We start from the raw sequence: 26,623 nt of genomic DNA, 5'->3' as shown, positions 1-26,623 counted from the left end.
CGCCTTGCCGGAACTCGTCATCACCGTCGCCCGGTTCGGGTTCCTCATCCTGCTGTGGATCTTCGTGTTCACGGTGGTCGGTGTCATCCGTCGGGATCTCTTCGCGGGCGCCCGGTCGGGCCGGCTGGTGGCCGCGCCCCGCGCGGTCGGGGCCTCGACCCAGCAGCAGACGGCGAAGCCGGCGAAGGTGAAGCGGGGCCGGGCGGCCCACCAGTTGGTGGTCACCGCCGGCCAGCTCGCCGGTACCCGGATCACCCTCGGCGAAGCGCAGATCACCATCGGTCGGGCGGAGGACTCCACCCTCGTCATCACCGACGACTACGCCTCCGCCCGGCACGCCCGGCTGGTGCCCCGGGACGGACAGTGGTTCGTCGAGGATCTCGGCTCGACTAACGGCACGTACCTCGATCGCGCTAAGGTCACCGGACCGACCCCCGTCCCCCTCGGCGTGCCGATCCGAATCGGCCGCACCTCTCTCGAATTACGGCCATGACTCTGACCCTGCGCTATGCGGCCCACAGCGACCGCGGTCTGATCCGAGACGGAAACCAGGACTCCGTCTACGCCGGGCCGCGGCTCCTCGCCGTCGCCGACGGCATGGGCGGCATGGCCGCCGGTGACGTCGCCAGCAACATCGTCATCGGTGCCATGGCGCCGCTCGACGAGGACGTCCCGGGGGACGCGCTCGTCGATGCGCTGCGATCGGCCGTGGGCACCGCCAACCAGCAGCTCCGCGACACCGTGGACGCCAACCCGCAGCTGGAGGGGATGGGCACCACGCTCACCGCGACCCTCTTCTCGGGCAGCAAGCTCGGCATGGTCCACATCGGCGATTCCCGGGCCTACCTGCTGCGCAACGGCGAGTTCGCCCAGATCACCAAGGACGACACCTACGTCCAGATGCTCGTCGACGAGGGGCGGATCAGCGCGGAGGAGGCGAGCAGCCACCCCCAGCGTTCGCTGCTCACCCGGGCCCTCGACGGCCGGGACATCGACCCGGAATACAGCGTCCGGCAAGTGCAGCCCGGTGACCGCTACCTGATCTGCAGCGACGGCCTCTCCGGCGTGGTCAGCGCGGAGACCATCGGCGACAGCCTCCGGGAGTACACCGACCCGCAGCAGTGTGTCGAGCGGCTGGTGCAGCTCGCCCTGCGCGGTGGCGGCCCGGACAACATCACCGTGATCATCGCGGACGCCACCGACCATGACATCGTCGAGGCGAGTCCGATCGTCGGCGGGGCCGCGGCCCGGGACCGGGGGATGGCCACCGCGGCCGACGACTCGACCCCGGCGGCCCGCGCGTCGGCGCTCTCCGCGCCGCGCCCACCCGCCCCGGAGGAACCGGCGGCCAACCGGGACGACGACCCGGACCGTCCCCGCCGGCCGCTACGCACCGTGGCGATGCTGGTGGCCCTGCTGGTCATCCTCGGTGGCGGCCTCTTCGCCGGCTGGAGCTACACCCAGCGGCAGTACTACGTCGGGGCCACCGACAGCGGGCAGCTCGCGGTCTTCCGGGGGGTCCCCGGACAGGTCGCCGGCCTCGACCTGTCCAACGTGCACTCGATCAGCCAGGCCAAGCTCGACGACCTCACCCTGGCCGCCCAGGAGCAGGTCAAGCAGGGCATCCAGGCCAAGAGCCAGACGGACGCGCAGCGCAGGTTGGCCGAGCTGACCAGCGACGACCCGGCCAACCCGAACCTGAAGCCGGTCTGCCCGCCGGTGCCGTCCCTCGTCACCGGCTCCCCGGTGTCGACGACGTCCCCGGTACTACCCAGCCCCGGCACGCCCAGCCCCGGGGCGACCGGCCCCGGCAACCCCGGTCCCGGCACGACCGGCGTTCCCGGTGTCACCGGGACCCTCACGCCGCCCACCACACCCGACGCCTCGGCCTCCGACGCGGTTCCGCCGGCCGGAGACCCGGCGGGCTGCCGGTCGCCCGAGTGACGGTCGGCTGAGATCCGAGGGACACCTCCTTGACCGCAGCGGCCAACCCGGTAGTCTCGCCCGCCACGACGGGCGAGCGGCCCGGCATACGCCTGGCGCGGTCCCGGCGCAACGCCGAACTGTCCCTGCTGTTGCTGGCGATGGTGCTGGTGGCCGCGTACGGGGCGATCGTCGAGGCCAACCTGCTCGACACCGTCACCCGCGACTTCTGGATGCCGGCCGCCGCGCTGGGGCTGGTCTTCCTCGGCATGCACCTGGTGATCCGCTGGCTCGCGCCGTTCGCCGATCCGGCCCTGCTGCCGGCGGTGGCCCTGCTCAACGGCGTCGGGGTGGGCTTCCTACGCCGGCTCGACCTGGCCAAGGCCGCCCCCGCCGACCGGGAGACGCTTGCCATCTTCGCCGGCACCGGTGGCCGCCAGTTGGCCTGGACGCTGGCCGCGGTGATCCTGGCCGCCGGGCTGCTGGTGGTGATGCGCGACCATCGGGCCGTTTCGCGGTACGCGTACACCCTGGGGCTGGCCGGCATCGTGCTGGTGATGATCCCGGCGGTGCTGCCCGGTCGGTTCTCCGAGATCAACGGTGCCAAGCTGTGGATCCGGGTCGGCGGGTTCAGCATCCAGCCCGGTGAGTTCGCCAAGCTGGCGCTGCTCGTCTTCTTCGCCTACTACCTGGTCCGCAAGCGCGAGGTGCTCTCGCTGGCCAGCCGCCGCATCCTCGGCATCGACTTCCCGCGCGGCCGGGACCTCGGTCCGGTGCTCGGCGTCTGGCTGATCAGTCTGCTGGTCCTGGTCTTCGAGAAGGACCTCGGCACCTCGCTGCTCTACTTCGGCATGTTCGTGGTGACGCTCTACATCGCCACCGAACGGGTCAGCTGGCTGCTGATCGGTCTGGTCCTCTTCTTCGGCGGCGCCTACCTCGCGTACGTGCTCGGCGGCACCGTGGGTGGCCCGTTCGCCAACTTCTACACCCGCGCCGAGATCTGGCTCGACCCGTTCGCCGAGCCGTACGACCGGGGTTACCAACTGGTGCAGGGGCTGCTCGGCCTGGGCAGCGGTGGTCTGTTCGGCTCCGGTCCGGGTGCCGGGGAGCCGCTGGAGATCCCCGAGGTGCAGAACGACTTCATCTTCGCCGGCATCGGCGAGGAGATCGGCCTGTTCGGGCTGACCGCGCTGCTGGTGGTCTATCTGCTCATCGTGGAGCGGGGGCTGCGGGCCGGGCTGGCGGTGCGGGACTCGTTCGGCAAGCTGGTCGCCGGTGGCCTCGCCTTCACCCTGGGGCTCCAGGTCTTCGTGATCGTCGGCGGGATCAGCAAGCTCATCCCGCTGACCGGCCAGACCACCCCGTTCCTCTCCGCCGGTGGCTCGTCGCTGATGGCGAACTGGCTGCTCATCGCGGTGCTGCTGCGCATCTCCGACGCCGCCCGGCGGCCGGTCAACCAGGGCGGCGGCCCGGCGGCCCGACCCGGTGGCGGTCCGCCGGAACAGCTGCACGGTGCTCCCACGGAGGTGATCCGCCCGTGAACGCGCCTCTGCGCCGCGTCGGCGTCGTCGTCATGGTCCTGTTCGGGCTGCTCTTCGCCAACCTGAACTGGATCCAGGCCTACAAGGCAGACGAATACCGCAACAGCGACTACAACGGTCGGGTCCAGGTGGCCGAGTACGAGCGTCGGCGGGGCAACATCGAGGCCGGCGGCACCGCAGTGGCCACCAGCAAGGAGACCGGCGGCAAGCTGAAGTTCCAGCGCAGCTACCCCGGCGGGTCGAAGTACGCGCACGTGCTCGGCTACAAGCCGGTCAACCTGGGCGACACCGGCATCGAGCGGCTGGAGAACGACTTCCTCGCCGGCACCAGCGACGCGCTGCTCGGCAACCGGATCAAGGACATGTTCACCGGCGACGAGACCAGCGGCGGCAACGTGCTGCTGAGCATCTCGAAGCGGGCCCAGGACACCGCCTTCGAGCAGTTGCGCAACAACCGCAGCGGGGTGAAGAAGGGCGCGGCGATCGCCATCGACCCGCGTACCGGTGCGGTGCAGGCGCTCGTCTCGATGCCCGGCTTCGACCCGAACCCGCTTGCCGACCACGACACCAACGTGGCGTCGGCCGCCTACAACAAGTACGAGCAGGACCCGGACGGCCCGCTGAAGAACCGGGCGCTGTCGGAGACCCTGCCGCCCGGCTCCACCTTCAAGATCGTGGTGGCCGCCGCCGCTCTGGAGAACGGGGTCGGCAAGGACACCGAGATCCCGGCCGGGGCGAGCTGGACCCCGCCGACGTCGGGCACGCCGATCAAGAACGCCGCCGCGTCGATCTGCCCGGAGGCACAGGTCACCCTGATGGACGCGGTCACCGAGTCGTGCAACACCGGTTTCGCCCAGCTCGGTGTGCGGCTCGGGGCGGACACGGTGAAGGAGAAGGCCCGGCAGTTCGGCTTCGAGCAGGACGACCTCACCGTCGGGCAGCTCGGCGAGGGGGGCCTGCCGGTGGCGGCCAGCCGCACCGGCGACATGCAGAACCCCGACGGCGGCACCGACCCCGCCGCGCTCGCGCAGTCGTCGATCGGCCAGAACAACGTCCGGATGACCCCGCTCCAGGGGGCGCTGATCGCCGGCTCGGTGGCCAACAAGGGCCGGCAGATGCGTCCTTACCTGGTCAAGCAGCTGCTCGGGCCGGACCGCACCACCAGCTACTACAACGCCCAGCCGCGGGAGCTGCGTCAGCCGGTCAGCGGTCAGGTCGCCGACGACCTGCGGGACATGATGGTCAGCGTGGTGAAGAACGGCACCGGCAGCTCGGCGGACATCGACGGCTACACCGTCGGTGGCAAGACCGGCACCGCGCAGTCCGCTCCGGACCGGCCCGACCACGGCTGGTTCATCGGCTTCGCGCTGGACAAGAACGGCAACGCCGTCTCGGCGGTCTGCGTGGAGCTGGAGCAGGCGGGCAGCGGCGGCAGCGCCGAGGCCGCCCGGATCGGCGGCAAGATCATGCAGGCGGCCATCGCCGATGCGGGGGGCCGCTGACATGCTCAGCCCCGGGGTGCAGCTCGGCAACCGCTACCGCCTCGACGAGCGGATCGCCAGCGGCGGCATGGGTGACGTGTGGCGCGGCACCGACCAGGTGCTGGGCCGTACGGTGGCGGTGAAGAGCCTGCTCCCGGCGCTGCTCGACGAGCCCGGCTTCGCCGAACGGTTCCGGGGCGAGGCGCGCACCATGGCCACCATCAACCACCCCGGCGTGGTCGACGTCTACGACTTCGGCAGCGACCAGCAGATCGCCTTCCTGGTGATGGAGTACGTCGAGGGCGACGCCCTGTCGTCGACGCTCAGCCGGGTCGGCCGGCTCACCCCGGCCCGGACGATGGCGCTGCTCGCCCAGGCCGCCGACGCGTTGCACGCCGCGCACGAGAAGGGCATCGTGCACCGGGACGTCAAGCCGGGCAACCTGCTCGTCCGGCCGAACGGGACGCTCGTGCTCACCGATTTCGGCATCGCCCGGTCCGAGCTGGTCGGCCAGCTCACCGCCGCCGGGTCGGTGCTCGGCACCGCCTCGTACATCTCCCCCGAGCAGGCCACCGGTGCGGTCGCCACCCCCGCGTCCGACGTGTACGCGCTCGGCGTCGTGGCCTACCAGTGTCTGGCCGGGCGGCGGCCCTTCGAGGGTGACAATCCTCTCGAGATCGCGATGAAGCACGTCCGGGACACTCCCCGGGCGCTGCCCGGTGACATTCCGCCGCAGGTCAAGGCGATAGTGGAGCGGGCCATGGCCAAGGAGCCCGGTCACCGCTGGCCGAGCGCCGCCGCCCTGGCCGCCGTCGCCCGGCAGGCCAAGCTCGCCCTCTCCCAGCAGGCCCGGGGCGGTGGTGGACACCCCGGTCCGGTCTCCGGCGGTCCGGTCTCCGGGGCGCCGGCCTCCCCGGCCGGCCCGATGGCCCGCGCGCAGGTACCCGCCGCGTCCCGACAGCAGCCCGCCGCCCTGTCCCACCAGCACCGCCCGCCCGCCGGTGGGCAGGCCCGTCCATCGGCCGCCGGTCAGGCCCGACCACCGGCCAGCGGTCAGGCCCGACCACCGGTCCAGGCCCGGCATCCGCAGCAGGTCCAGCGGCCGGCGGCCCAGGCCGCCCCGATGGTCCCCTACCAGCAGCCCCGGGGTGCCGCGTCCGTCCCGCCGGCCCAGCTCCGGTCCGACCGACCCATGGGGTACGCCCGGCAGCCGCTGCCGGCCCCCGCCCCGCCACCCCGTTCCCGGTCCGGCATGGTGACCCTGGCCATCCTGCTGGCCGTGCTGATCCTGGTCTGTTCGGGCGTGCTCTCCTACAGTGCGCGGAACAACCTGTTGAACGGTGATCCGGGGGCTCCGCGCACGACGTCCGGCGCGCTGAGTGCCCACGGACGCGACGATCCGGTCGGAACACCGTACCGTCGGGTGGTACGGCCCGGACCAGGTGCCGGCGAGACGACGACGAGCGAAGGACGACGAACGCGATGACAGCCCAGGCCCGCCTGCTCGGTGGCAGGTACCAGGTCGGCGAGCTGCTCGGTTACGGCGGCATGGCCGAGGTGCACCGCGGTCGGGACCTCCGGCTCGGTCGGGACGTCGCGATCAAGATGCTCCGGACAGACCTGGCCCGGGACGCCACCTTCCAGATGCGGTTCCGCCGCGAGGCGCAGAACGCCGCGTCGCTCAACCATCCGGCGATCGTCGCCGTCTACGACACCGGCGAGGAGACCGCCCCGACCGGCGAGACCCTCCCGTTCATCGTGATGGAGTTCGTGAACGGGCGGACCCTCAAGGAGGTCCTCGGCGTCGAGGGGCGGCTCCAGCCGCGCCGGGCGCTGGAGATCTGCGCCGACATGTGCGCGGCCCTGGAGTTCAGCCACCGGCACGGGATCATCCACCGGGACATCAAGCCCGGCAACGTGATGCTCACCCAGACCGGTCAGGTCAAGGTGATGGACTTCGGCATCGCCCGCGCGCTGGCCAGCGGCGCCACCACGATGACACAGACCAGTGCGGTGATCGGCACGGCCCAGTACCTCTCCCCGGAGCAGGCGCGCGGTGAGGCCGTCGACGCCCGCTCCGACGTGTACGCCGCCGGTTGCGTGCTGTTCGAGCTGGTCTGCGGTCATCCGCCGTTCGTCGGCGACAGCCCGGTCAGCGTGGCGTACCAGCACGTGCGGGAGGCCCCGCCGACGCCGAGCGACATCAACCCGGACGTCACCCCGGCTATCGACGCGATCGTGCTGAAGGCGCTGTCGAAGAACCCGCTCAACCGCTACCAGAGCGCCGGCGAGATGCGGGCCGACCTGCTCCGTGCCGCCGCCGGTCGACCGGTGATGGCCACCCCGGTGATGACCCAGGACGAGACGACCCCGATGGCGGCGGCGTCGTCCGGCTACCCGACGCAGGTGGTCGGTCAGCAGACCCGGCAGATCCCGGCCCGGGTCGGCGACCCGCAGCGGCGCAAGAGTTCGGCCTGGGTGATCGCGGCGTTCGCGGCGGTCGGCGTGCTGGCGGTGATCGCCCTGGTGGCGGCCCTGCTGATGAACGGTGCCGGAGACGAGACCAAGACGAGCCCGGTGCCCAACCTGGCGGGCAAGACGCAGGACGCCGCCTTCACCGAGATCCGCAACCTCGGTCTGGTGCCGGCGACCGGCGACCAGGTCTTCGACAGCACCTGCAAGGTGGGTACGGTCGCCAAGCAGGACCCGCCGGCCGGCACCGCGCTGGAGGAGAACCGGCAGGTGACGGTGAACATCTGCGGTGGCAAGCCCGAGGTCAGCATCCCCACCGGCCTCAAGGGCAGCAAGGTCGAGAGCGCCGAGACCCGCCTCACGAACGACAAGTTCCGCGTCAAGGTCGTGACGAAGGACAGCGAGGAGAGCGAGGACATCGTCCTCGACGTCTCCCCGCCCGAGGGGGAGAAGGTGCCGGAGGGCACCGAGGTGACCCTGACCGTCTCCAAGGGCAACGTCCGTGAGGTGCCGAACGTCAAGGACCTCAGCCAGACGGAGGCCACCCGGGCCCTGCAGAACGCCGGCTTCAAGGTGAACGCCGAACTCGGTTCGGAGGTGCCGGCGGACGAGGCCGGCAAGGTGCAGAGCCAGAACCCGAAGGGTGGCACCAAGAAGGCGAAGAACACCACGGTCACCATCGTGGTCAGCGTGCCGGAGGTCACCGAGTCACCGACCCCGCCGACCCCGACCACGCCGGTGCCGACCACCACGCCGCCCGGTGACGGTACGGGTGGCGGGTTCCCGCTGCCCACCCCGCCGTTCCGGGTCGAGGACGAGTGACCCGTACCCCGAGGTGACGCGCAGGCCCGGTCCACCTGGACCGGGCCTGTGTCGTACGGCGGTGGGGTCAGCCGGTGGCGAAGGCGGCCCGGCGACGGGCGTCGACCTCGGCGGCCAGCTCCGGGGCGCGTTCCAGGGCTTCCCGGTGGCCGCAGGCGGCTACCCAGTTCGCCAGCATCAGGTGGCCGCCCTCGGTGAGCACCGACTCCGGGTGGAACTGCACCCCCTCGATCGGCAGGGTCCGGTGCCGCATCGCCATCACCACGCCGGACTCCGTCCAGCCGGTGACCTCCAGCTCGTCGGGGAGCGTCTCGGGCAGCACCGCCAGCGAGTGGTAGCGGGTGGCGGTGAACGGGTCGGGCAGGCCGGCCAGCACCCCGACGGAGTGGTGGCGCACCTCGGAGGTCTTGCCGTGCAGCAACTCCGGCGCCCGGGTGACTGTCGCACCGAACGCCTCGCCGATCGCCTGGTGGCCGAGGCAGACGCCGAAGATCGGCAGCTCGCCGGCGTACCGGCGGATGACGTCGAGGCAGATGCCGGCGCGGTCCGGGCTGCCCGGCCCCGGCGAGAGCAGGACACCCGCCGCGCCGACCCGGCCGACCTCGGCGACGTCGATCTCGTCGTTGCGCCGGACCTCGCACTCGACCCCGAGCTGACCCAGGTACTGCACGAGGTTGAAGACGAAGGAGTCGTAGTTGTCGATCACGAGGACACGCATGGGCTCACCGGTCCGGGGAGGGGGCGGGTGGGGTGTTGTTCCGGTCGGTGTCGTACGGCAGGTCGTGTCCGTCGCCGGCCGGCGCGTCGGGGTCGACGGCGGAGTCACCGCCGGGGTTGCCGGAGTCCTGGGTGACCTGGACGTCGTCGAAGGGCAGCAGCGGCTCGGCCCAGGGGAAGACCACGTACCAGAGCAGCGCCACCGTCGCGGTGGCGAGCAGCACCGAGCCGATCAGCTTGCCGGGCAGCCCGAAGGGCAGCTTTCGCCAGATGAACGAGTACACCGTGGTCAGCCTCGCAGTTCCGGCGGTGGGCCCTCGGACTTGGGCTGCGCGCGGTCGAACTCGGCGTGGACGATCAGCCGCTGGTAGTTGTCGAACTTCGGGTTGCAGGTGGTCAGGGTGAGCAGTTTGCGGGTGGCCTTCGCGTTCGGCTGGCCGGGCACCGGCGCGACCACCTCGACCTGGTCGGGGCGGACGATCCGGGACTGGTACACCTTGTAGACGTACCAGTCCTGCTTGCCCTCCAGGATGATCGCGTCGCCCACCTCCAGCTCGTCCAACCGCCAGAAGGTGGCCCGGTTACGGTGACCGGCCACCGAGAAGTTGCCCACCTCGCCGGGGAGCGCGCTCTTCGGGTAGTGGCCGGGGGCGTACCTGATGTCCTGCTGGGTGACGCCCTCGACGACGACCCAGTTCTTGTCGAGGCTGGGGATGTAGAGCCCGGCGATCGGCTTGCCCTCGGCCGGAGCCACCGGTCTGGCCGACGCGCTCGGGCTGACCGTCGGGTCGCCGGTGGGGCCCCACGCCTGGGCCAGTTGCTGGTTGAGGTCGCTCTGATGGGCGTCGACGAGGGCGGACTTGCCCCAGATCTCGTACCCGGCGAAGAGGAGCACCACCAGGCCGAAGGTGATCAGCAGCTCGCCGCTGACCCGTACGCCGGTGCGCAGCCGGGAGCCGAAGGTCGGCCGGGTCAGCTCCGAGTAGACGCTCTTGTAGCCCTCACCGGTCTGCTCCGGGCGCAGCTGCACCACCCGCTCGCCGCGCCGGGGCGGCGGCGGTGGCTCGCTCGGGCCGCCGGCCCCGGCGTCCTCGGGTGCGGGCGGCACCGCACCCATCAGGGCGGTGGAGTCCCACACCGGGTTGGTCGGTCGGGCCGGCAGCACCGGGAGCACCGTGGTCGCCGCCGGGTCGGCCGCCCGGTCCGGCCCGCCGGCCGGCGCCGGCCGGCCGTGCTCCACCGGCCCGTTCCCGGGTACGTCCCGACGGGAAACCTCGGGTACGCCCCCGCGCGGAACCTCCGGCCCGGGAGCGGACCCCGGGTGGCGGTCGCCTCCGGCGCCGGACGGGCGCGGCGTCCCGTCCGGCGCGGCGGCCCGGAGCCGTCCCGTCTCGACGGGTGGCACCGGACGCGGGGCGGCACCGGGGGAATCGGGACCGTGCTGGTGCGCGGCCGACGCCGGTGTGGGGCGGACCGGCGGCTGCGGTGGCTGCCGCTCGGCGGTCGCCGGTTGCTGGCGATGGGGCGTTTCCGGTTGCTGCCGTTCGGTCGTCGCCGGTGTGGGGCGGCCCGGCCAGACGGGCGGCGGCTGACGCGACGGCAGTGCCGGCGCGGGCCAGGGGCCGGTCGGCCCCGGGCGGGCGCTCCCGGGGCGGGCGGTCTCCGGGCGGGCGCTCCCGGGGCGGGCGGTCTCCGGGCGGGCGGTCTCCGGGCGGGCGGGGGGCGACGACGACGTGGACCGGTCGATCCTGGGCAGGAAGGCGGTCGGTTCGTCGTCCGGGTCGCTGCGGCGCGGGTCCCCGCCCTGGTCGGTCATCGCGGCACCGTCGCCGATCGCAGCGCGGTCGAGTCCTCGAACGCCGGCACGGTGACCGTGGCGACGTGTTCGGAGTAGCCGAGCTGGTAGTGATCGACCGCCTGCTTGAACAACCCGACTCCTTGCGAGCCGGCGAGGGCCTGCTGGAGGGCAGCGGGATCGCCGATTGCTACGATCTTGAAAGGTGGCGAGTACACCCGGCCGTGCAGCAGCAGGGTGTTACCGACGCAGCGTACCGCGCTGGTGGAGAGCACGCGGACGTTCATGATGGACATGGCCTCCGCGCCGCCGGCCCAGAGCGCGTTGACCACGGCCTGCACGTCACCCTGATGGACGACGAGGTCGTCGTTGGTGGCGCCCTTGGGCAGGGTGCCGTCGCCGCGGCGGGGGGCGTCGTTCAGCTCGACTGTCACCCCGGAGCCGGTGAGCGCGGTGAAGCCGGCGGACTGCTGGAAGCCGTGGGCGCGGTCCCGTTGCGCCTTGATCGGCGCGTCGGTGTCGGCCAGGGTCTCGGTCTCGCCCTCCACGTCGGCCCGCAACCGGGCGGCCCGCAGCTCACTGGCGGCCACCTGCTCCCGACGGTCCTCGATGAGCTGGGTGAGCTGGGGCCGGCGGTCCTCCCGTAGGGCCGTGCCGCCCGCCGTGCTCGCCGTGGTGGTGAAGAGCAGTCCGGCCGCGGCGGCGATCAGCGGTACGCCGATCGACCAGCCCGGCCGGCGTTGCCGGGGGCGTCGGGGCAGGAAGGCTGCGACCGCCCGGCGCAGGGCCTTCTGCCAGGATGCCGCACCGGATGTGTACTCCACCGCGCGTTCCTCTCCCGTCGTCTGGTGACTCCCGTCACCACGCGGAACGGGTCGTCGACACCGCGTCGACCCGCCCGATTCCGGTCACCGTGGGCACCGGATCGACCCCGTTCATGGCCTGAACCGGCCTTCCGGACTACGCTGACTGTCGAACATTATTGGCCATGGACCGTCGCCCCCGCGCCCGGTTGTCAGGCCGGACGAGGTCGTCACCCCTCTGGAGAGCGTCGTGCCCAAGTCTCAGGTCCGTAAGAAGAAGGTGTACACCCCGCCGACGGACGTTCGTCCGACGACGACGACGGCGGCGACGCGCAAGCCTAGCCCGGTGTGGCTGCCGGCTACCGCTGTCGCGTTGATCGTCGGCGGCATCGGCTGGCTGGTGGTCTACTACCTCTCCGAGCAGGAGTACCCGGTCGCCTCGTGGGGTTACTGGAACCTCGCGGTCGGGTTCGGCGCGATGGTGGGCTCGCTGATCCTGCTTTCCCGCTGGCGTTGAGCGGGGCGCTCCGGCGCGCTCCGCGACACGACCCAGGTCACCCCGTACGGCCCCAGCCCGGCGCTTCGACGTGGGGGGACCTATGGTGTCCGCAGGGCGGCGTGGCCTGATGCGAGAAGACTCACGTTACCGTTGAGTAACTTTCGGGTAGGCTGCACTGCATGACCGAGCGGAGCGAGGTCATCGACCGGCCCGGTCACAGGTGCGGCAGCGGCGTCCCGCCGGTCCCGCCGCCCTGAGCCGGTCACTCCGGTCGCCGAGCCGCTCGACAGGCAGCAGACCGGGAGGCCGACTCGATGGGCAGCGTCCAGATCGTCACCACGATCCTCGCCGCCGCCATCACCGCCGTGGCGGTGTGGCTCGCGGTACGTGCGGTGCGGAAGATGGTGGCCGTCATCCGGCTCGGGCAACCCGCGCCGGAGCGGTTCGCCGACAAGGGCGCCCGGGCGAAGACCATGCTGGTCGAGACGGCCGGCCACACCCGGATGCTCAGGTGGGGCGTGGTGGGCGCCGCGCACTGGTTCGTGATGGTCGGCTTCATCGTGCTGTCGCTGCTCGTGCTGGAGGCGTACTTCGAGGTCGTCTCGCCGACCGGTGGCCTGCCGCTGATCGGCGGCCTCGCCGTCTACGGCCTGGTCACCGAGGTGATCGCGGTGCTCGGCGTGGTCGGAATCCTGGTGCTGATCGCGATCCGGGTACGCAACCGGCCGACCCGTCCGGGTGGGCGCTCCCGGTTCACCGGCTCGACCATGTGGCAGGGCTACTTCGTCGAGGCGGTCGTCCTCGCCGTGCTGGTCATGGGCTTCGTGATCCGGGGCTTCAAGGTCGCCACCGACCACTTCGAGTACCCGCTCTGGGCCACCCCGGTCAGCCACGCCGTCGGCGCGCTGCTGCCGGCCTGGCCGGCCGGCGTGAGCGTCGCCGCCCTCGTCAAGATCGTCATCTCGATGACCTGGCTGATCGTCATCGCGCTGAACGTGACGATGGGCGTCGCCTGGCACCGCTTCCTGGCCTTCTTCAACATCTTCTTCAAGCGCGAGCCGGCCCGGCCCGCCGGCTCCGGGCTCGGCCCGCTGCGACCGATGACGAGCCAGGGCAAGCCGCTCGACTTCGAGGAGGCCGACCCGGAGAAAGACCAGTTCGGCGTCGCGCAGGTCGAGCAGTTCTCCTGGAAGGGCCTGCTCGACTTCAGCACCTGCACCGAGTGCGGTCGCTGCCAGTCGCAGTGCCCGGCCTGGAACACCGGCAAGCCCCTGTCACCCAAGCTGCTCGTGCTCAGCCTCCGCGACCACGCGTACGCCAAGGCGCCCTACCTGCTGGCCGGTGGTGGCAAGGACCTCACCGGCGAGGAGAAGGCCACCCAGGCGCAGCTCGCACACCTCGACGTGCTCACCCTCGCCGAGGCGGACAAGCCGCTGATCGGCACCGCCGAGGAAGGCGGCGTGATCGACCCGGACGTGCTGTGGTCCTGCACCACCTGCGGAGCCTGCGTCGAGCAGTGCCCGGTCGACATCGAGCACGTCGACCACATCGTCGACATGCGCCGCTACCAGGTGCTGATCGAGTCGAGCTTCCCGTCCGAGGCCGGGGTCATGCTGCGCAAGCTGGAGAACAAGGGCAACCCGTGGGGTGCCCCGCAGAACACCCGTGAGGACTGGACCAAGGGGCTGGACTTCGAGGTGCCCCGGGTCGGCGAGGTCGACGACTTCGAGTACCTGTTCTGGGTCGGCTGCGCCGGCGCGTTCGAGGACCGGGCCAAGAAGACCACCCGGGCGGTCGCCACCCTGCTGCACGAGGCGGGCGTGCAGTTCGCCATCCTCGGCGAGGGCGAGACCTGCACCGGTGACCCGGCCCGCCGGATCGGCAACGAGTTCGTCTTCCAGATGCTCGCCCAGCAGAACGTCGAGACCCTGAACGAGGCGTTCGAGGGCCGGGAACAGCCCCGCCGCAAGATCGTCGCCACCTGCCCGCACTGCTTCAACACCCTGGGCAACGAGTACGGCCAGCTCGGCGGCGACTACGAGGTGGTCCACCACACCCAGCTCCTGGCCCACCTGGTCAGCACCGGGAAGCTCACCCCGGTGCAGCCGGTCGACGGTGGGGTCACCTACCACGACCCCTGCTACCTGGGCCGGCACAACCGGGTCTTCGCTCCGCCGCGGGAGGTGCTCGGCAGCGCCATCAACGGCGGCGGCACCGCCGGGAGCGGCCTGATCGAGATGCCGCGCAACAGCGAGCGCTCCTTCTGCTGCGGTGCCGGCGGCGCCCGGATGTGGATGGAGGAGAAGATCGGCAAGCGGATCAACGTGGACCGGGTCGAGGAGGCCATGTCCACCGGGGCGCGGACCGTCGCCGTCGGCTGCCCGTTCTGCTCGACGATGCTCAACGACGGGGTCAACGGCAAGGGGGCCGGCGAGCAGGTCGAGGTCGTCGACGTGGCGAGCGTGCTGCTCCGCTCGGTCCGGCCGGACGCCTCCCCGGGTGCCAGGGAGACCGCGCCGACCGCCGGCTGAGACCGTGCCCCGCTGACCCGATCCCGGCCGGCACCGGCCCGGCCGGGATCCGGTTGCCGGCCCGACAGCGACCGTGGTGACCGTGCGCCACGCGCCGGTGACCGCCGGGCGCGGCCGTGGAACAATCATGCCCATCGACGGTGTGTTGCTCGGCACGCTGTTGCCCCTGGTCGGCTTCGTACTGCTGACCGCCGGCAACGCGTTCTTCGTCGCGGCCGAGTTCGCCCTGGTCACCGTCGACCGGTCGGAGATCGACAGGCGGGCGGAGTCCGGCGACGCCGCCGCCGTCACGGTTCGCCGTGCAGTGCGTGAACTCTCCTTCCAGCTCTCCGGGGCGCAGCTCGGCATCACCCTGACCGCGCTGCTCACCGGCTACCTGGCCGAGCCCGCGCTGTCCCGGCTCTTCACCCCGCTGCTGGCCCCGCTGGGCGGCGCGGACCGGTTCGGCCCGCTGCTCGCCCTGGCGCTGGCCACCCTGCTCTCGATGCTCTTCGGTGAACTGGTGCCGAAGAACCTGGCGCTGGCCCGACCGATGCCGGCGGCACTGGCCACCGCCGGGCCGATGCGGGCCTTCTCCCGGGCCTTCGGCTGGCTGATCAGAGGGCTGAACAACTCGGCGAACCGGCTGGTCCGCCAGCTCGGGGTGGAGCCTCAGGAGGAGTTGGCCAGCGCCCGCTCCCCGGAGGAGCTGGGCCTGCTCGCGGCCATCTCGGCCCGTGCCGGCGCGCTGCCGCCGGACACTGCCATGCTGCTGCGCCGCACCATCCGCTTCGGCGACAAGCGGGCCGCCGAGGCGATGACCCCCCGGGTGGACGTGATCGCGCTGCGGGCCACCGCCACCGTCGCCGAGCTGCTGGACCTGTCCCGCCGGACCGGCCGGACCCGCTTCCCCGTCTACGAGGAGACCCTCGACCTGGTCACCGGGGTCGCGGCCGTACCCGACGCGCTCGGTGTGCCGCTGGCCGCGCGGGCCGGCACCACAGTCGCCTCGGTCGCCCGCGAGCCGGTGTACGTCCCGGAGAGCCTGGACCTCGACGGCGTGCTGGCCGCGCTCAAGGCCGCCGGGGCCGACCTGGCCATCGTGGTCGACGAGTACGGCGGCACCGACGGGGTGGTGACCGTCGAGGACCTGGTCGAGGAGTTGGTCGGGGAGATCGCTGACGAGTTCGATCCGGCCACCGTGGACGAGGCCCACGACACCGGGCTGACCGTGCCGGGCGGGGAACGGACCGTCCTGGTCGACGGGGTGCTGCGGGAGGACGAACTGTTCGAGCAGACCGGCTTCCGGTTCCCCGACGGGCCGTACGAGACGCTGGCGGGCTTCCTGATGGCCAGGCTGGGGCACATCCCGCTGCCCGGTGAGACGACCCGGGCGGACGGTTACGAGTTCACCGTCGTCGAGGTGGAGCGGCACCGGATCGAGCAGGTCCGGGTGGTCCGCCCCGAGGAGCCGCACGACGATGACTGAGTTGTTGGTCGCGGTGGTGCTGCTGCTCGGCAACGCGTTCTTCGTGGGCAGCGAGTTCGCGCTGATCGCGTCCCGTCGTACGGTGGTGGAGCCGTTGGCCGCCACCTCCAAGCGGGCCCGGTGGGCGTTGTCGGCGATGAACCAGATCCCGCTGATGATCGCCGGGGCGCAGCTCGGCATCACGGTCTGCTCGCTCGGGCTGGGCGCGATCGCCGAGCCGGCCCTGGCCCATCTGCTGGAACCGGTCTTCCACGCGGTGCTGCTGCCGGCGGGCGCGGTGCATCCGGTCTCCTTCCTGATCGCCCTGGGCGTGGTGGTCTTCCTGCACACCGTGGTCGGCGAGATGGTGCCGAAGAACATCACGCTGGCCGGCCCGGAGCCGTCGGCGCTCTGGCTGGGGCCGGCGATGCTGGCGTTCTGCCTGGCCACCAAGCCGTTGCTGCTGGCGATGAAGTGGGCGGCCCGGCAGGTGCTGCGGCTGTGGGCGGTGGAGGCCACCGATGCGGTCAAGACGGTCTTCACCGCCGAGGAGTTGGCCGGTCTGGTGGCCCAGGCCCGCACCGAGGGGCTGCTCGACGCCGAGGAGCACGCCCGGATCACCGGGGCGTTGGCGTTGCACGACCGGACGGCGGCGGACGCGCTGCAACCCTGGTCCACGGTGACCACGGTGGCCGAGGACGTCTCACCGGCCTCGTTGGAGGTGCTGGCGACCAGCACCGGCCGTTCCCGGTTCCCGGTGGTGCAGCGTTCCTCCCGGCGGGTGTTGGGCTTCGTGCACGTCAAGGACGTCCTCGGGTACGCCGGGGCGTCCCGCCGGGCACCGGTGCCGGCCGAGGTCTACCGGCCGCTGGCGGTGGTGCCGCCGGACCGTACGCTTGCCGATCTGCTGCTGGCGATGCGGCGCGAGCGGCGGCACATGGTGCTGGTGAGCGACGGTCGTCGTCCCCTCGGTGTGGTCACCCTCGACGATGTATTGACTGCGATAGTTGGAAATTGAGCGAACACCCTTTGTGTGCAAGCGATTGCACTCATGTGATGGAGTGTCGACCCGCCTTGATTCCATCCCGCTACTGCCCCTAATGTTGCACCGGCCGCTGTGGGATGTCTGTCTCCTTCTTCCCCTTAGCGAGACACCCGGCGGTCGGTTGCAAAGGAGTCGACGCCGGTGGCAACCATGCCCCCTCACCGTCACGTCCAGGGCCAGTCGCCCGCCCGCCCGGCAGCCCTCGGGCGGGTCGCCCGCCGCCTGCTCACCGTGGTCGCGGCGGTCGCCGTCGGTGCCGGGATGCTCGTCGCGCCGGCGCATGCCGCGCCGACACCCGAGGAGATCGAGGCGGCCCTCGACAAGCAGTGGGAACAGCTCGAACCGACCATCGAGAGCTACAACAAGGTCCGGGCCCAGCTCAAGGTCAACCGCAAGAAGTCGGCCGAACTGCAGAAGAAGATCGAGCCGCTGGCCCTGCAGAGCGAGCTGGCCCTCGGCCGGGTCGGTGACCTCGCCTCCCGCTACTACAAGTCCGGCCCCTCGCAGGAGTTGAGCGCGCTGCTCACCACCAGCAAGCCGGGCACCCTCGCCGCGCAGCTGACCATTCTGGACCGCCTCGCCGCCGAGCAGCGCAAGGAGGTCGAGGCCGTGCTCGTGGTGCGTCGCAAGTACGACGCCGAGAAGCAGAAGCTCGACACCCTGATCGCCGCCGAGGTGCAGCAGGAGAAGGACCTCGCGACCAAGAAGACCAAGATCAACGCTGAGATCAAGCGGCTCCAGGCGTCTATGCCGAAGACCACGGTCAAGGTGAACGGCTGCCCGACGATCAACGGCGTGGTCAGCTCCGCCGCCCGTACCGCGATCCAGGTCGCCTGCCAGCAGGTCGGTGACCCGTACGTCTGGGGGGCCACCGGGCCGAACTCGTTCGACTGCTCCGGGCTCACCCAGTTCGCCTACAAGGCGGCCGGCATCTCGCTCACGCACTTCACCGGCGCCCAGTGGAACGAGGGCAAGGCCATCCCGCGCTCCGAGGCCCGCCCCGGTGACCTGGTCTTCTTCTTCAGCGACCTGCACCACGTCGGCCTCTACCTGGGCAACGACATGATGGTGCACGCCCCACGGACCGGTAAGCCGGTCCAGGTGACCAGCATCAACTACATGCCGGTGGCAGGCTTCCGCCGACCGGGCTGACCAGCGCAGACGCAACCCCCGGCCCCGACGGGCCGGGGGTTGCGTGCTTCCGGACGGAGAGTGTGCCGGCCCGGCGGGTTGCGGATCGATAACGACCGTCTCTACTCTGGTCAATCGTCGGTCGGCATCAGGTCCGCCCCACCCGGGGTGGCGTCGGCCGGCACCGCCGAGTCGCCTCCGGGCGAGCCGGGGACCCAGGTACGCCGGGGTGAATCCGCGACCACCGCGGTAGGGCGCTCCCTTCCCGCCCGAACCCGTCAGCTAACCCGGTAGGCGGTCGAGGAAGAAGGAGCCCCGAGCTCGGTGGCACACCATGCCCCGCGGCCACCGTCGCGCCGGTCGACCCAGGTCGTCCGGGAGACGGTCGCGCCGCGCCCACGCTGGTCCCGCTTCACCACGACTCTCACCGCCCTGACCGCTGCCCTGGTCGTGCTGACCGGTGGCGCCACGCCCGTCCACGCCGACCCCTCGGTCGCCGAGATCGAACGACAGATCGACCAGGACTGGAACAAGCTCGAACCCGTCATCGAGCAACACAACGCCACCCGCGCCGACCTCGCCGCCAAGCGCCGCCAGGCCGACGCGCTCGGCAAGCGGATCGCGCCGTTGCAGCGCCGGGTCGACCAGGCGATGAACCAGGTCAGCGGCCTCGCCGTCCAGGCGTACAAGGGCGAGAACATGTCCACTGTCAACGCCCTGCTGGGCAGCCACGACCCGAGCCAGGTGGTCGAGCAGCTGGGGTTGCTGGACCGCTTCGCCAGCCGCCAGCAGCGCGAGGTGCGGGCCGTCGCCGAACTGCGCGACGAACTGGCCGCGACCAAGGCGCCGTTGGACGAGATGGTCGTCCAGCTGACCCGTACCGAAGCCCAGCTGGCGGCGAAGAAGAAGCAGATCAACACCGAGATCGACAGGTTGCAGAAGCTGCGCCTCACGGTCTACGGCAACGGCGGCGGCGGGCCGCTGCGCCCGGCCCCGTGCCCGGCCGGCTACCCCGGTGGCCCGGCCGGCACAGCAGTCAAGTTCGCCTGCGCCCAGATCGGCAAGCTGTACGTGTGGGGTGCGGCCGGCCCGAACAACTTCGACTGCTCCGGGCTCACCATGGCCGCCTGGTCGAAGGCCGGGGTGTCGCTGCCGCACAACGCCCGGCAGCAGCGCCAGGTGACCGACCGGGTGAGCCGGGCCGACCTGCGCCCCGGCGACCTGGTCTTCTACTACGCCGACCTGCACCACGTCGGGATGTACGTCGGGGACGGCTGGGTCGTGCACGCGTCGCAGTCAGGTCAGCCGATCAAGATGAAGCGGGTAGACGACGGACCGGTCCACAGCTACGGCCGCCCCGGCTGATCCCACTCGCGTCCGGGCCCCCGCCAGGGCCCGGACGTGGCGTGCCCCCGGTCAGGGTGCGCTCAGCGGGTCGGCCAGGTGCGCCAGTTCTGCCAGGACCGGCTCTGGGTCGGCCCGCGCTGACCCTGGTAGCGCGACCCGTAGACCTCGGAGCCGTAGGGGTGCTCGGCCGGCGAGGAGAGTCGGAAGATGCAGAGCTGGCCGATCTTCATGCCCGGCCAGAGCGTGATCGGCAGGTTGGCCACGTTCGACAGCTCCAGCGTGACGTGGCCGGAGAAGCCCGGATCGATGAAACCGGCGGTCGAGTGGGTGAGCAGGCCCAGCCGACCCAGGCTCGACTTGCCCTCCAGCCGGCCGGCGAGCTGGTCGCCGAGCGAGATGACCTCGAGCGTGGAGGCGAGCACGAACTCACCCGGGTGCAGCACGAACGGCTCGCCCGCCGGCACCTCGACCATCGACGTCAGGTCGTCCTGTTGCACGGCCGGGTCGATGTGGGTGTAGAGGTGGTTGTTGAAGACCCGGAACAGCTTGTCGAGACGCACGTCGATGCTGGACGGCTGCACCAGACTCGGCTCGAACGGCGCCAGCGCCAGCGCGCCCGCCTTGATCTCGGAGACCAGGTCCCGGTCGGAGAGCAGCATCGGACCACCATATCGAGCGTCCCGGCCCGACCCGCCGGCCGGGCCGTCGACGCCCGCCCCGGCTGCCGAGGGGGTACGAGGGCGGGGCGGGCTCGTCGGGGCCGAGGCGCGGCGGTGGGGTGGGCTGGAGGTGTCCAGGGTGCTGCTCGCCCGGATCGTCGGGGCGGGACGAGATACTGGTCCGGCCGCTGTCGAACTGATGACGTAGACGATTCACCAAGGCTGCCGCGTACCGCGGCCTGAGGGCGAACTGGTGACCCAGCGTGGTCGCCCGTCTACCCCGGCCCGGGGATGGTCGCGTCGCCCGTGCCCTCGGCCCGGTGCGGTCCGGGCGGGACCGGCAGCCCGGCCAAAGAGGGGCCTTTCCACCTGCGTGTCGGACTGATTTTAGAACGCCTGTTCGATAGGGTTACGGCATGGCATCCTGGTCCGCATTCGCCGCCGACGAGCCCCGACTCGCCGACGGGATCCGCCTTCTCCTCCAGCAGTACGGGCCGGGCTTCGGCTACCTGGCCACTGTCCGTGCCGACGGCGGCCCCCGGGTCCACCCGGTCTGCCCGCTGGTCACCGACGGCGGGCTCTTCTGCTTCGTCGTCGACTCGCCCAAGCGTCGTGACCTCGAACGCGACGGCCGCTACGCGCTCCACTCGTTCCCGTCGGAGGAGACCGACGACGAGGCGTACGTGACAGGCCGGGCCGAGCCGGTGACCGACCCGGCGCGGGTGGAGCTGGTGGCCGCGATCGGCCGGGCCGCACCCCGGGTCGACTGGCGGCTCTTCGAGTTCAGCGTGGACGTCGCCATGCTCACCCGCCGTGACCACGGTGGTCTGTCGAGCCCCGACGGAAAGCCCTCCACCGTGCAGGTCTGGCTGGATCCTGCGGCGGGTCGGCCCGCGGTCACGGGCGTACCCGACCAGCGGCCGTCCCGCCACGGGCGGCACGGGTTCGACACCCGCCGTACCGCTGCCTGAGCCTGCAAACGACGGTGCCGGCCCCGTCCGGGAAAGGACGGAGCCGGCACTGTCGTGTCGTGTGTACCGGGTGCCGGTCAGGCGGCTGCCCGGTAGGCGGTCCAGGCGTTCACCATGCGGCTGGCCTGGCCGGCGGTGAACTGGTACATGCACGAGTCGTAGGTGTAGTCCATGAAGTTGGTGATCGGGTCCTTGCCGGTGGCGGTGCAGGTGTCCCGGCCGGTCGGGCACTCGAAGGCCGGCTCGCGCTCGGCCGGGGTGTCCGACACGCTGTCGCCCGAGCCGGAGCAGCCACCCTGGAAGGTGTGGTAGAGGTTCAGCCAGTGGCCGACCTCGTGGGTGCCGGTGTCACCCTGGTTGTAGTTGGTGGCCGCACCGTTCGGCAGTGACTCGCCGAGCACCACGACGCCGTCCATCACGTCGAGGGTGCGCTTGGGGAAGGTCGCCCAGCCGAGCAGGTCGTCGCTCAGCTCGCCCAGGTAGATGTTGAGGGTGTTCTTGCCGCCGGTGCGCAGCGAGGTCTTCATCTGCCGCTCGGCCGTGGAGCCCTGCACGATCGGGTACCAGGAGGCGTTGGTGACCCGGTTGATCTTCTGGAGCTGGAACGTGAAGCCGGTGGCCACCCCGCCGGTGGCACCGCCGTACGCCTGGTTGAGCACGTTGATCTGCGCGTTGATCAGCGAGTCGGGGATGTTGCCGCCGGCCCGGGTGCTGTCCCGCTGGATCACGTGCACGACCACCGGAACGGAGATCGGGGCCAGCGCGACCGTCCTGCCCTCGGTGGAGCCGGTGCGGATGCTGGACTTCGACCGCAGCGTGCTGGTACGCAGGGCCGCGGTGAAGTCCGCCTCCCGCGTCTGGACCTGCTCGGCGGTCAGCTCGTTCGGGTCGTGCCGCTTGTGGGCGGCCTTCTTGCCACCACCGCGGACACGCGCGTCGGAGTGGACGTCCGCGTGGACGTCGGTCGGCTCTGCGCAGGAGGCGCTGCCGGGAGCTGCGGAGTACGCGGAAGCCGCAGGTACGACGCCCACCGCAGCGGTGCTCAACAGCAGCGCGAAGGTCGTCGATGCGACACCGGCGGCACGCCGGGTCAGCAGGTTGGGACGCAGTCCCATGGGCCCACCTCTTTCTGGCGGTGTGACAGGGGGTATGTCGCACCGAGGTCGTGAACGTGGGGGTGACGTTACAACTGATCGACACGTTTGAGAACGTCCCTAAGTTGCTTCTGTGAAACATCTGACCGTTTCGTTCGTGCAGGTGGTGGCGATGCGATGACACTCCGTCGCCGGAGACGCGCGGGGGTGCCAGGGTGCGCGGGTCCGGTCACTTCAGGTACAGTGATGCCGCTCGCGGGTGTAGTTCAATGGCAGAACATCAGCTTCCCAAGCTGACAGTGCGGGTTCGATTCCCGTCACCCGCTCCACCACGAAGGCCCTGATCAGGACCCGAATCCTGGGCAGGGCCTTCGATGTTCCGAGGTCAACCAGGGCGCATCGAGGCATTGGTGTGCCAGTACGGACCGGCGAGCGGGGCGGGTGACGCCCCCTGGTCGGCAGGGCCGGTAGTCATCTTCGCCTGCTGGCCTTGTGTCCGGCGTAGCGGCGTGGGCGCGAGGTTGATGGGCCCCATCGACGAGATCTACAACCCTGGTGCACACCGGTCCAGGCAGGAGATCCAGGTACAGGACGAACGCGTGGAGGCCCTGTCGTCGGCCGACGACCAGCTTCGGCGTGATTGACGCGGGGAACCTCCACCTACCCGACGGAAGGCGCCGCTACCTACCAACGGGAAACCGCCGCGCGGGATCGACCGGCCGCGGGGCAGCCCCTGCGACGTACGCTGGTGATCATGCGGATTGGCATCGTGATCCTTCCCGACCAGCGCTGGTCGGAGTCGCGTCGGCGCTGGCAGCAGGTGGACGAGTGGGGCTTCGACCACGCCTGGACGTACGACCATCTGGGCTGGCGGGACCTGGTCGACGGTCCCTGGTTCGACTCGATGGCGACGCTGACCGCCGCCGCCACGGTGACCGACCGGATTCGGCTCGGCACCCTGGTCGCCTCGCCCAACTTCCGGCATCCGGCGGCGTTCGCCAGGCAGGTCACCACCCTCGACGACGTCTCCGACGGGCGGCTGCTGCTGGGCCTCGGCGCGGGTGGGATCGGCTTCGACTCCGCCGTGCTGGGCGGGGAGACCCTGCCGCCCCGGCCGAGGGTGGACCGGTTCGGCGAGTTCACCGAGCTGCTGGACCTGATCCTGCGTGAGGACGGCACGACCTGGCGGGGCGACTGGTTCAGCGCCGTCGACGCCCGTAACAATCCCGGCTGCGTGCAGCGGCCCCGGGTGCCGTTCGTGGTGGCCGCCAACGGGCCCCGGTCGATGCGGCTGGTCTCCCGGTTCGGTCAGGGCTGGGTCACCACCGGCACCGGTGAGGAGGAGCTGACGGCCTGGTGGGACGGGGTGTCGACGCTCTGCGCCCGGATGGACCGTACCCTCGACGAGGCCGGTCGTGACCCGGCCACCCTGCCCCGCTACCTCTCCCTGGACGCGGCGCCGGTCTTCTCGCTGAGCAGCGCGGACTTCTTCGCCGAGCAGGTGGCGCGGGCGGCGGCGCTCGGGTTCACCGACGTGATCACCCACTGGCCCCGGGCCAGCAGCTGGTACGCCGGTGACGAGGCGGTGCTGGCGGACGTCGCCACCCGGTTGCTGCCGGAGCTGCGCACCCCCTGACCGACCGGCACCCGCCGTCAGGTGGGCAGGTCGTCGGTGGTGAGCAGGCCGCGTACGCCCAGTTCGGTGGCGACCGGGGTGGGCAGGTCGACGACCACGGCGGCGACGCCGATCCAGCGGGCGCCCCGGGCGACGCAGAGGTCCCGCACGGCCCGCACCTGGGCGCCGGTGGCCACCCAGTCGTCCACCATGAGCACCCGGTCGCCCGCGCCGAGCCGGTCGTCGCGTACCGCCAGGTCGACCCGCCGGCCCCGGAAGTCGGGCGGGCTCCGCGCCCAGGTCAGCGGGGCGGCGGGGAGCCTTCCGTCGCCGGGTTTGTGGGCCGGGACGAAGCCGACCCCGAGGGCGGTCGCGGCGAGCGGCCCGAGCATCAGCCCGGTCACCGCGGGGGCGACGACGACCGTCGGGCGGGCGGCGCGGAACGGCGTGACCAGCGCCGGACCGAGCCCGGCGAGCACGTCGGGGGCCCGCCACCAGCCGGAGGTGTCGCTGACCAGGTGGCTGCTGCCCGGCCCCGGATCGACCCAGTTGAACAGCTCGACCAGACGCTTGCACAGCTCGGTGGTCATGCCCTCATCCTCGGTGCTGAATGCCAACGGTGGCATTCTGGCCCGTGCGGTCCAGCGGACCTCGGCCGATCGGTCAGACGTATCACTGCAATTCGCACCATAACACCATGATCACGTTGACTTCGGAAGTGCTTCTCTCGTTACCGTCCGAGCCGTTATGAAGGCATACGAAAGGACCGAGCCGGTGGTTGGCAGGCATTCCCGTACCCGGATCTTCTCCTCGCCCGCCGGCATCGCCGCCACCGCCGCGGTCGGCGTCGCGCTCGCCGTCGGGGGCACCGTCGGCGCGGTCCAGCTGACCGCCGACGACGCGCCGGCCCCGGTGGTCGTGGACACGGTCACGCCCAGTGCCGCCGTCACCACCGACGCGCCGACCCCGACCCCGAGCCTGAGCCCGAGTCCCACCGCTTCCCCGAGCGCGAGCCCGTCGCCGACCGTCACCGCCAGTCCGAGGGCGACCCGGACCCAGGCGGCGTCCCGGAACAAGCCGCGTACGGCCGCCCCCAAGCCCTCCGCCACCACCAAGAAGGCCGCAGCTCCGAAGAGCAACGTCGTCGACAGTGGTTCCTGCGGTGCGTCCTTCTATGACGAGGGCCAGTTGACCGCGAACGGGGAGAGCTTCAACCCGAACGCGTTGACCGCCGCGCACAAGACCCTGCCGTTCGACACCCGGGTCCGGGTCACCAACCCGGCCAACGGCAAGTCCGTCACCGTACGGATCAACGACCGTGGTCCGTACATCGACGGGCGTTGCATCGACCTGTCCCGGGCCGCCTTCGCCGCGATCGCCTCGGTCGACCTGGGTGAGCTGACCGTCAGGTACGAGGTGCTCGGCTGACGGCGAACGGCGGCACGGGCCGTCCGGCCGGGCAGAACATCCTCAATCGTGGGGCTAGGTTCATTCTCCGGTCCGGTTCCATCAGGCATGCTGTCCCACGTACGTAAACATGCCTTCCAGTCGGGCCGCGGCCCGCTGAGCCCCGGGTCCCGCGCCGGCGTCGGCGCGGCCGTCGGGCTGCTCGCGGTCGTCTCGGCGATCGAGGCGGCCGACGGCTGGGCGGTCCACTACGTGGCGCTGATGACGGTGGCGCCGATCCTGGCCGCCGGGTTCGCCTCGTGGCGGGCGGTGACCGCTGTGGGCTTCCTCGCCCTGGTGGTCGGGTCCGGTTTCGCGCTCACCGACTCGGAGATGGCGCTGACCACGGCGGTCGCCCTGGTCGGGATCGCCTTCGCCACGGTGGTGGCGGCCGGGGTGGCGGCGGTCCGGCAGGGGCAGGCCGAGCGGATCGGCGAGTTGTCCAAGTTGGCCTCGGTGGCCCAGCAGGCAGTGCTGCGTCCGCTCGGCCCGCAGGTCGGCACCCTGGCGGTGGCCGCCCGGTACATCTCTCCCACGGCCACCGCCGAGATCGGTGGCGACCTGTACGAGGCGATCGACACCCCGTACGGCGTCCGCATGATCATCGGGGACGTGCGGGGCAAGGGGCTGGACGCGGTCCGGCTCGCCAGCATCGTGCTCGGCTCCTACCGGCACGTCGCCTACGAGCGGCCCGACCTGCGGGCGGTGGTGGCCGACCTGGACCGGGCGGTGGCCCGCAACGTGGGTGACGAGGACTTCGTCACCGCGGCCGTGGTCGAGGAGCGCGGCGGAACGCTTACCATCGTCAACTGCGGCCATCCGGCACCGCTGCTGCTGCGCCGGGGCGCGGTGATCCCGTTGGAGCCGCCCGCCCCGGCACCCCCGCTGGGGTTCATGCCGGTGGTCCGGCCCCGGGTCGAGCGGTTGGAGCCGGGGGACCGGCTGCTGCTCTTCACCGACGGGCTCGGCGAGGCACGGCGGGACGGCGAGTTCTTCCCGACCGCCGACCGTGCCTGGCGGCTGCTCGGTCACGGCACCGTCGGCGACGGCCTGGCCTCGCTGGAGACCGCCCTGGTCGAGTGGGTGCACGGTCGGCTCGACGACGACATCGCGCTGGTCCTGATGGAGTACACCGGCCCGCGCAGCGGGGTGACGGTGGCGGTGCCCTCGTGGGAGGTCGGTGCGGCGGAGGGCTGAAGCACAGGTGCGTGATCCCCGTCACTCCGATGAATGGGTTGTCGCTACCTACCCGTGAGTAATACAGTGGGGGTTACTGATCGGTAA

The 26,623-nt window shown here is 71.4% G+C and carries 23 protein-coding genes, 1 tRNA gene and 1 riboswitch; of the genes, 17 read left to right on the top strand and 7 right to left on the bottom strand.

Annotated features, from left to right (window positions below; genetic code table 11):
• The first annotated feature begins 4 nt into the window (after positions 1–4).
• The 6 genes from OHQ87_RS24630 to pknB all read left to right on the top strand — a co-directional run bounded on the left by OHQ87_RS24630 (position 5) and on the right by pknB (position 8,239).
• On the top strand, positions 5–493 hold the full coding sequence (locus tag OHQ87_RS24630; protein WP_328341589.1) for an FHA domain-containing protein FhaB/FipA: 489 nt from the start codon (positions 5–7) through the stop codon (positions 491–493).
• On the top strand, positions 490–1,944 hold the full coding sequence (locus OHQ87_RS24625; RefSeq protein ID WP_328341587.1) for a PP2C family protein-serine/threonine phosphatase: 1,455 nt from the start codon (positions 490–492) through the stop codon (positions 1,942–1,944). Before OHQ87_RS24630 ends, OHQ87_RS24625 begins: the two co-directional genes overlap by 4 nt.
• 140 nt (positions 1,945–2,084) lie before the next feature.
• The gene (locus OHQ87_RS24620) at positions 2,085–3,464 is read left to right on the top strand and encodes an FtsW/RodA/SpoVE family cell cycle protein (protein WP_328348983.1); all 1,380 of its coding nucleotides are present in this window, start codon (positions 2,085–2,087) and stop codon (positions 3,462–3,464) included.
• Positions 3,461–4,966, top strand: a complete 1,506-nt coding sequence (locus OHQ87_RS24615) for a peptidoglycan D,D-transpeptidase FtsI family protein (RefSeq protein WP_328341585.1) — start codon at positions 3,461–3,463, stop codon at positions 4,964–4,966. Before OHQ87_RS24620 ends, OHQ87_RS24615 begins: the two co-directional genes overlap by 4 nt.
• Before the next feature lies 1 nt (position 4,967).
• On the top strand, positions 4,968–6,431 hold the full coding sequence (locus OHQ87_RS24610; protein WP_328348982.1) for a serine/threonine-protein kinase: 1,464 nt from the start codon (positions 4,968–4,970) through the stop codon (positions 6,429–6,431).
• Complete coding sequence (gene pknB / locus OHQ87_RS24605; RefSeq protein WP_328341583.1) at positions 6,428–8,239, top strand: Stk1 family PASTA domain-containing Ser/Thr kinase; 1,812 nt, start codon at positions 6,428–6,430, stop codon at positions 8,237–8,239. The genes OHQ87_RS24610 and pknB overlap by 4 nt, the downstream gene beginning before the upstream one ends.
• A 67-nt stretch (positions 8,240–8,306) precedes the next feature.
• Here the strand turns inward: pknB and OHQ87_RS24600 are convergent, their stop codons facing one another.
• Genes OHQ87_RS24600 through OHQ87_RS24585 form a run of 4 tightly spaced genes read right to left on the bottom strand, consistent with a single transcriptional unit; the run spans position 8,307 to position 11,575 of the window.
• A complete protein-coding gene (locus OHQ87_RS24600) occupies positions 8,307–8,957 on the bottom strand; it encodes an aminodeoxychorismate/anthranilate synthase component II (RefSeq protein ID WP_328341581.1) in 651 nt (216 codons plus the stop codon).
• Positions 8,958–8,961: 4 nt separating this feature from the next.
• Positions 8,962–9,240 carry a hypothetical protein gene (locus tag OHQ87_RS24595; protein ID WP_328341579.1) on the bottom strand — a complete coding sequence of 93 codons (279 nt, stop codon included), beginning with the start codon at positions 9,238–9,240 and terminating at the stop codon, positions 8,962–8,964.
• 5 nt (positions 9,241–9,245) lie between these two features.
• Positions 9,246–10,772 (bottom strand): class E sortase, encoded by a 1,527-nt coding sequence (locus OHQ87_RS24590; RefSeq protein ID WP_328341576.1) that lies wholly within the window; start codon positions 10,770–10,772, stop codon positions 9,246–9,248.
• Positions 10,769–11,575 carry a DUF881 domain-containing protein gene (locus OHQ87_RS24585; protein ID WP_328341574.1) on the bottom strand — a complete coding sequence of 269 codons (807 nt, stop codon included), beginning with the start codon at positions 11,573–11,575 and terminating at the stop codon, positions 10,769–10,771. The genes OHQ87_RS24590 and OHQ87_RS24585 overlap by 4 nt, the downstream gene beginning before the upstream one ends.
• A gap of 229 nt (positions 11,576–11,804) precedes the next feature.
• Here OHQ87_RS24585 and OHQ87_RS24580 point away from each other — a divergent pair, with 229 nt between their 5' ends.
• The 6 genes from OHQ87_RS24580 to OHQ87_RS24555 all read left to right on the top strand — a co-directional run bounded on the left by OHQ87_RS24580 (position 11,805) and on the right by OHQ87_RS24555 (position 19,572).
• Positions 11,805–12,071, top strand: coding sequence for a cell division protein CrgA (locus OHQ87_RS24580; protein WP_328341572.1), 267 nt, complete (start codon positions 11,805–11,807; stop codon positions 12,069–12,071).
• 296 nt (positions 12,072–12,367) lie between these two features.
• Positions 12,368–14,584: a (Fe-S)-binding protein gene (locus OHQ87_RS24575; RefSeq protein ID WP_328341570.1), complete on the top strand. Its 2,217-nt coding sequence runs from the start codon at positions 12,368–12,370 to the stop codon at positions 14,582–14,584.
• A gap of 127 nt (positions 14,585–14,711) precedes the next feature.
• Entirely contained in the window at positions 14,712–16,052 is a 1,341-nt protein-coding gene (locus tag OHQ87_RS24570) for a hemolysin family protein (protein WP_328341568.1), read from the top strand.
• Positions 16,045–17,049 (top strand): hemolysin family protein, encoded by a 1,005-nt coding sequence (locus OHQ87_RS24565; protein ID WP_328341566.1) that lies wholly within the window; start codon positions 16,045–16,047, stop codon positions 17,047–17,049. Before OHQ87_RS24570 ends, OHQ87_RS24565 begins: the two co-directional genes overlap by 8 nt.
• A 177-nt stretch (positions 17,050–17,226) precedes the next feature.
• Positions 17,227–18,228 carry a C40 family peptidase gene (locus OHQ87_RS24560; RefSeq protein ID WP_328341564.1) on the top strand — a complete coding sequence of 334 codons (1,002 nt, stop codon included), beginning with the start codon at positions 17,227–17,229 and terminating at the stop codon, positions 18,226–18,228.
• Between the two features lie 154 nt (positions 18,229–18,382).
• A riboswitch (cyclic di-AMP (ydaO/yuaA leader) is annotated at positions 18,383–18,519 on the top strand.
• A gap of 12 nt (positions 18,520–18,531) precedes the next feature.
• Positions 18,532–19,572, top strand: a complete 1,041-nt coding sequence (locus OHQ87_RS24555) for a C40 family peptidase (protein ID WP_328341562.1) — start codon at positions 18,532–18,534, stop codon at positions 19,570–19,572.
• Positions 19,573–19,634: 62 nt separating this feature from the next.
• Here OHQ87_RS24555 and dcd read toward each other — a convergent pair whose 3' ends face one another.
• A complete protein-coding gene (gene dcd / locus OHQ87_RS24550; RefSeq protein WP_328341560.1) occupies positions 19,635–20,213 on the bottom strand; it encodes a dCTP deaminase in 579 nt (192 codons plus the stop codon).
• A 416-nt stretch (positions 20,214–20,629) separates the two neighbouring features.
• On the opposite strand from dcd, the gene OHQ87_RS24545 reads away from it, so the two are divergent.
• Positions 20,630–21,184 (top strand): pyridoxamine 5'-phosphate oxidase family protein, encoded by a 555-nt coding sequence (locus OHQ87_RS24545; RefSeq protein ID WP_328341558.1) that lies wholly within the window; start codon positions 20,630–20,632, stop codon positions 21,182–21,184.
• Between the two features lie 77 nt (positions 21,185–21,261).
• Here OHQ87_RS24545 and OHQ87_RS24540 read toward each other — a convergent pair whose 3' ends face one another.
• Positions 21,262–22,299: a zinc metalloprotease gene (locus tag OHQ87_RS24540; protein ID WP_328341556.1), complete on the bottom strand. Its 1,038-nt coding sequence runs from the start codon at positions 22,297–22,299 to the stop codon at positions 21,262–21,264.
• Positions 22,300–22,533: 234 nt separating this feature from the next.
• Here OHQ87_RS24540 and OHQ87_RS24535 point away from each other — a divergent pair.
• Positions 22,534–22,607, top strand: a tRNA-Gly gene (locus OHQ87_RS24535).
• 425 nt (positions 22,608–23,032) lie between these two features.
• Entirely contained in the window at positions 23,033–23,914 is an 882-nt protein-coding gene (locus OHQ87_RS24530) for an LLM class flavin-dependent oxidoreductase (protein ID WP_328341554.1), read from the top strand.
• A gap of 17 nt (positions 23,915–23,931) precedes the next feature.
• Here OHQ87_RS24530 and OHQ87_RS24525 read toward each other — a convergent pair whose 3' ends face one another.
• Positions 23,932–24,483, bottom strand: a complete 552-nt coding sequence (locus OHQ87_RS24525; protein WP_328341552.1) for a phosphoribosyltransferase — start codon at positions 24,481–24,483, stop codon at positions 23,932–23,934.
• Between the two features lie 184 nt (positions 24,484–24,667).
• On the opposite strand from OHQ87_RS24525, the gene OHQ87_RS24520 reads away from it, so the two are divergent.
• Together OHQ87_RS24520 and OHQ87_RS24515 are read left to right on the top strand one after the other, a co-directional pair.
• Positions 24,668–25,321, top strand: a complete 654-nt coding sequence (locus OHQ87_RS24520) for a septal ring lytic transglycosylase RlpA family protein (RefSeq protein WP_328341550.1) — start codon at positions 24,668–24,670, stop codon at positions 25,319–25,321.
• A gap of 87 nt (positions 25,322–25,408) precedes the next feature.
• Positions 25,409–26,536 carry a PP2C family protein-serine/threonine phosphatase gene (locus OHQ87_RS24515; protein ID WP_328341548.1) on the top strand — a complete coding sequence of 376 codons (1,128 nt, stop codon included), beginning with the start codon at positions 25,409–25,411 and terminating at the stop codon, positions 26,534–26,536.
• Positions 26,537–26,623: the final 87 nt, after the last annotated feature.

Source organism: Micromonospora sp. NBC_00421 (genome assembly GCF_036017915.1).
GTDB lineage: Bacteria > Actinomycetota > Actinomycetes > Mycobacteriales > Micromonosporaceae > Micromonospora.
Note: the sequence above shows the minus strand (reverse complement) of the source record. Positions and strands in the feature narration are given on the sequence as shown.

What these genes read in the sequence shown, in the direction of transcription:
- OHQ87_RS24625 (WP_328341587.1), top strand. Translation starts at nt 490, where the DNA reads ATGACTCTGACCCTGCGCTATGCGGCCCACAGCGACCGCGGTCTGATC.
- OHQ87_RS24620 (WP_328348983.1), top strand. Translation starts at nt 2,085, where the DNA reads ATGGTGCTGGTGGCCGCGTACGGGGCGATCGTCGAGGCCAACCTGCTC.
- OHQ87_RS24610 (WP_328348982.1), top strand. Translation starts at nt 4,968, where the DNA reads ATGCTCAGCCCCGGGGTGCAGCTCGGCAACCGCTACCGCCTCGACGAG.
- pknB (WP_328341583.1), top strand. Translation starts at nt 6,428, where the DNA reads ATGACAGCCCAGGCCCGCCTGCTCGGTGGCAGGTACCAGGTCGGCGAG.
- OHQ87_RS24600 (WP_328341581.1), bottom strand. Translation starts at nt 8,957, where the DNA reads ATGCGTGTCCTCGTGATCGACAACTACGACTCCTTCGTCTTCAACCTC.
- OHQ87_RS24590 (WP_328341576.1), bottom strand. Translation starts at nt 10,772, where the DNA reads ATGACCGACCAGGGCGGGGACCCGCGCCGCAGCGACCCGGACGACGAA.
- OHQ87_RS24575 (WP_328341570.1), top strand. Translation starts at nt 12,368, where the DNA reads ATGGGCAGCGTCCAGATCGTCACCACGATCCTCGCCGCCGCCATCACC.
- OHQ87_RS24570 (WP_328341568.1), top strand. Translation starts at nt 14,712, where the DNA reads ATGCCCATCGACGGTGTGTTGCTCGGCACGCTGTTGCCCCTGGTCGGC.
- OHQ87_RS24565 (WP_328341566.1), top strand. Translation starts at nt 16,045, where the DNA reads ATGACTGAGTTGTTGGTCGCGGTGGTGCTGCTGCTCGGCAACGCGTTC.
- OHQ87_RS24560 (WP_328341564.1), top strand. Translation starts at nt 17,227, where the DNA reads ATGCCCCCTCACCGTCACGTCCAGGGCCAGTCGCCCGCCCGCCCGGCA.
- dcd (WP_328341560.1), bottom strand. Translation starts at nt 20,213, where the DNA reads ATGCTGCTCTCCGACCGGGACCTGGTCTCCGAGATCAAGGCGGGCGCG.
- OHQ87_RS24545 (WP_328341558.1), top strand. Translation starts at nt 20,630, where the DNA reads ATGGCATCCTGGTCCGCATTCGCCGCCGACGAGCCCCGACTCGCCGAC.
- OHQ87_RS24540 (WP_328341556.1), bottom strand. Translation starts at nt 22,299, where the DNA reads ATGGGACTGCGTCCCAACCTGCTGACCCGGCGTGCCGCCGGTGTCGCA.
- OHQ87_RS24530 (WP_328341554.1), top strand. Translation starts at nt 23,033, where the DNA reads ATGCGGATTGGCATCGTGATCCTTCCCGACCAGCGCTGGTCGGAGTCG.
- OHQ87_RS24525 (WP_328341552.1), bottom strand. Translation starts at nt 24,483, where the DNA reads ATGACCACCGAGCTGTGCAAGCGTCTGGTCGAGCTGTTCAACTGGGTC.
- OHQ87_RS24515 (WP_328341548.1), top strand. Translation starts at nt 25,409, where the DNA reads ATGCTGTCCCACGTACGTAAACATGCCTTCCAGTCGGGCCGCGGCCCG.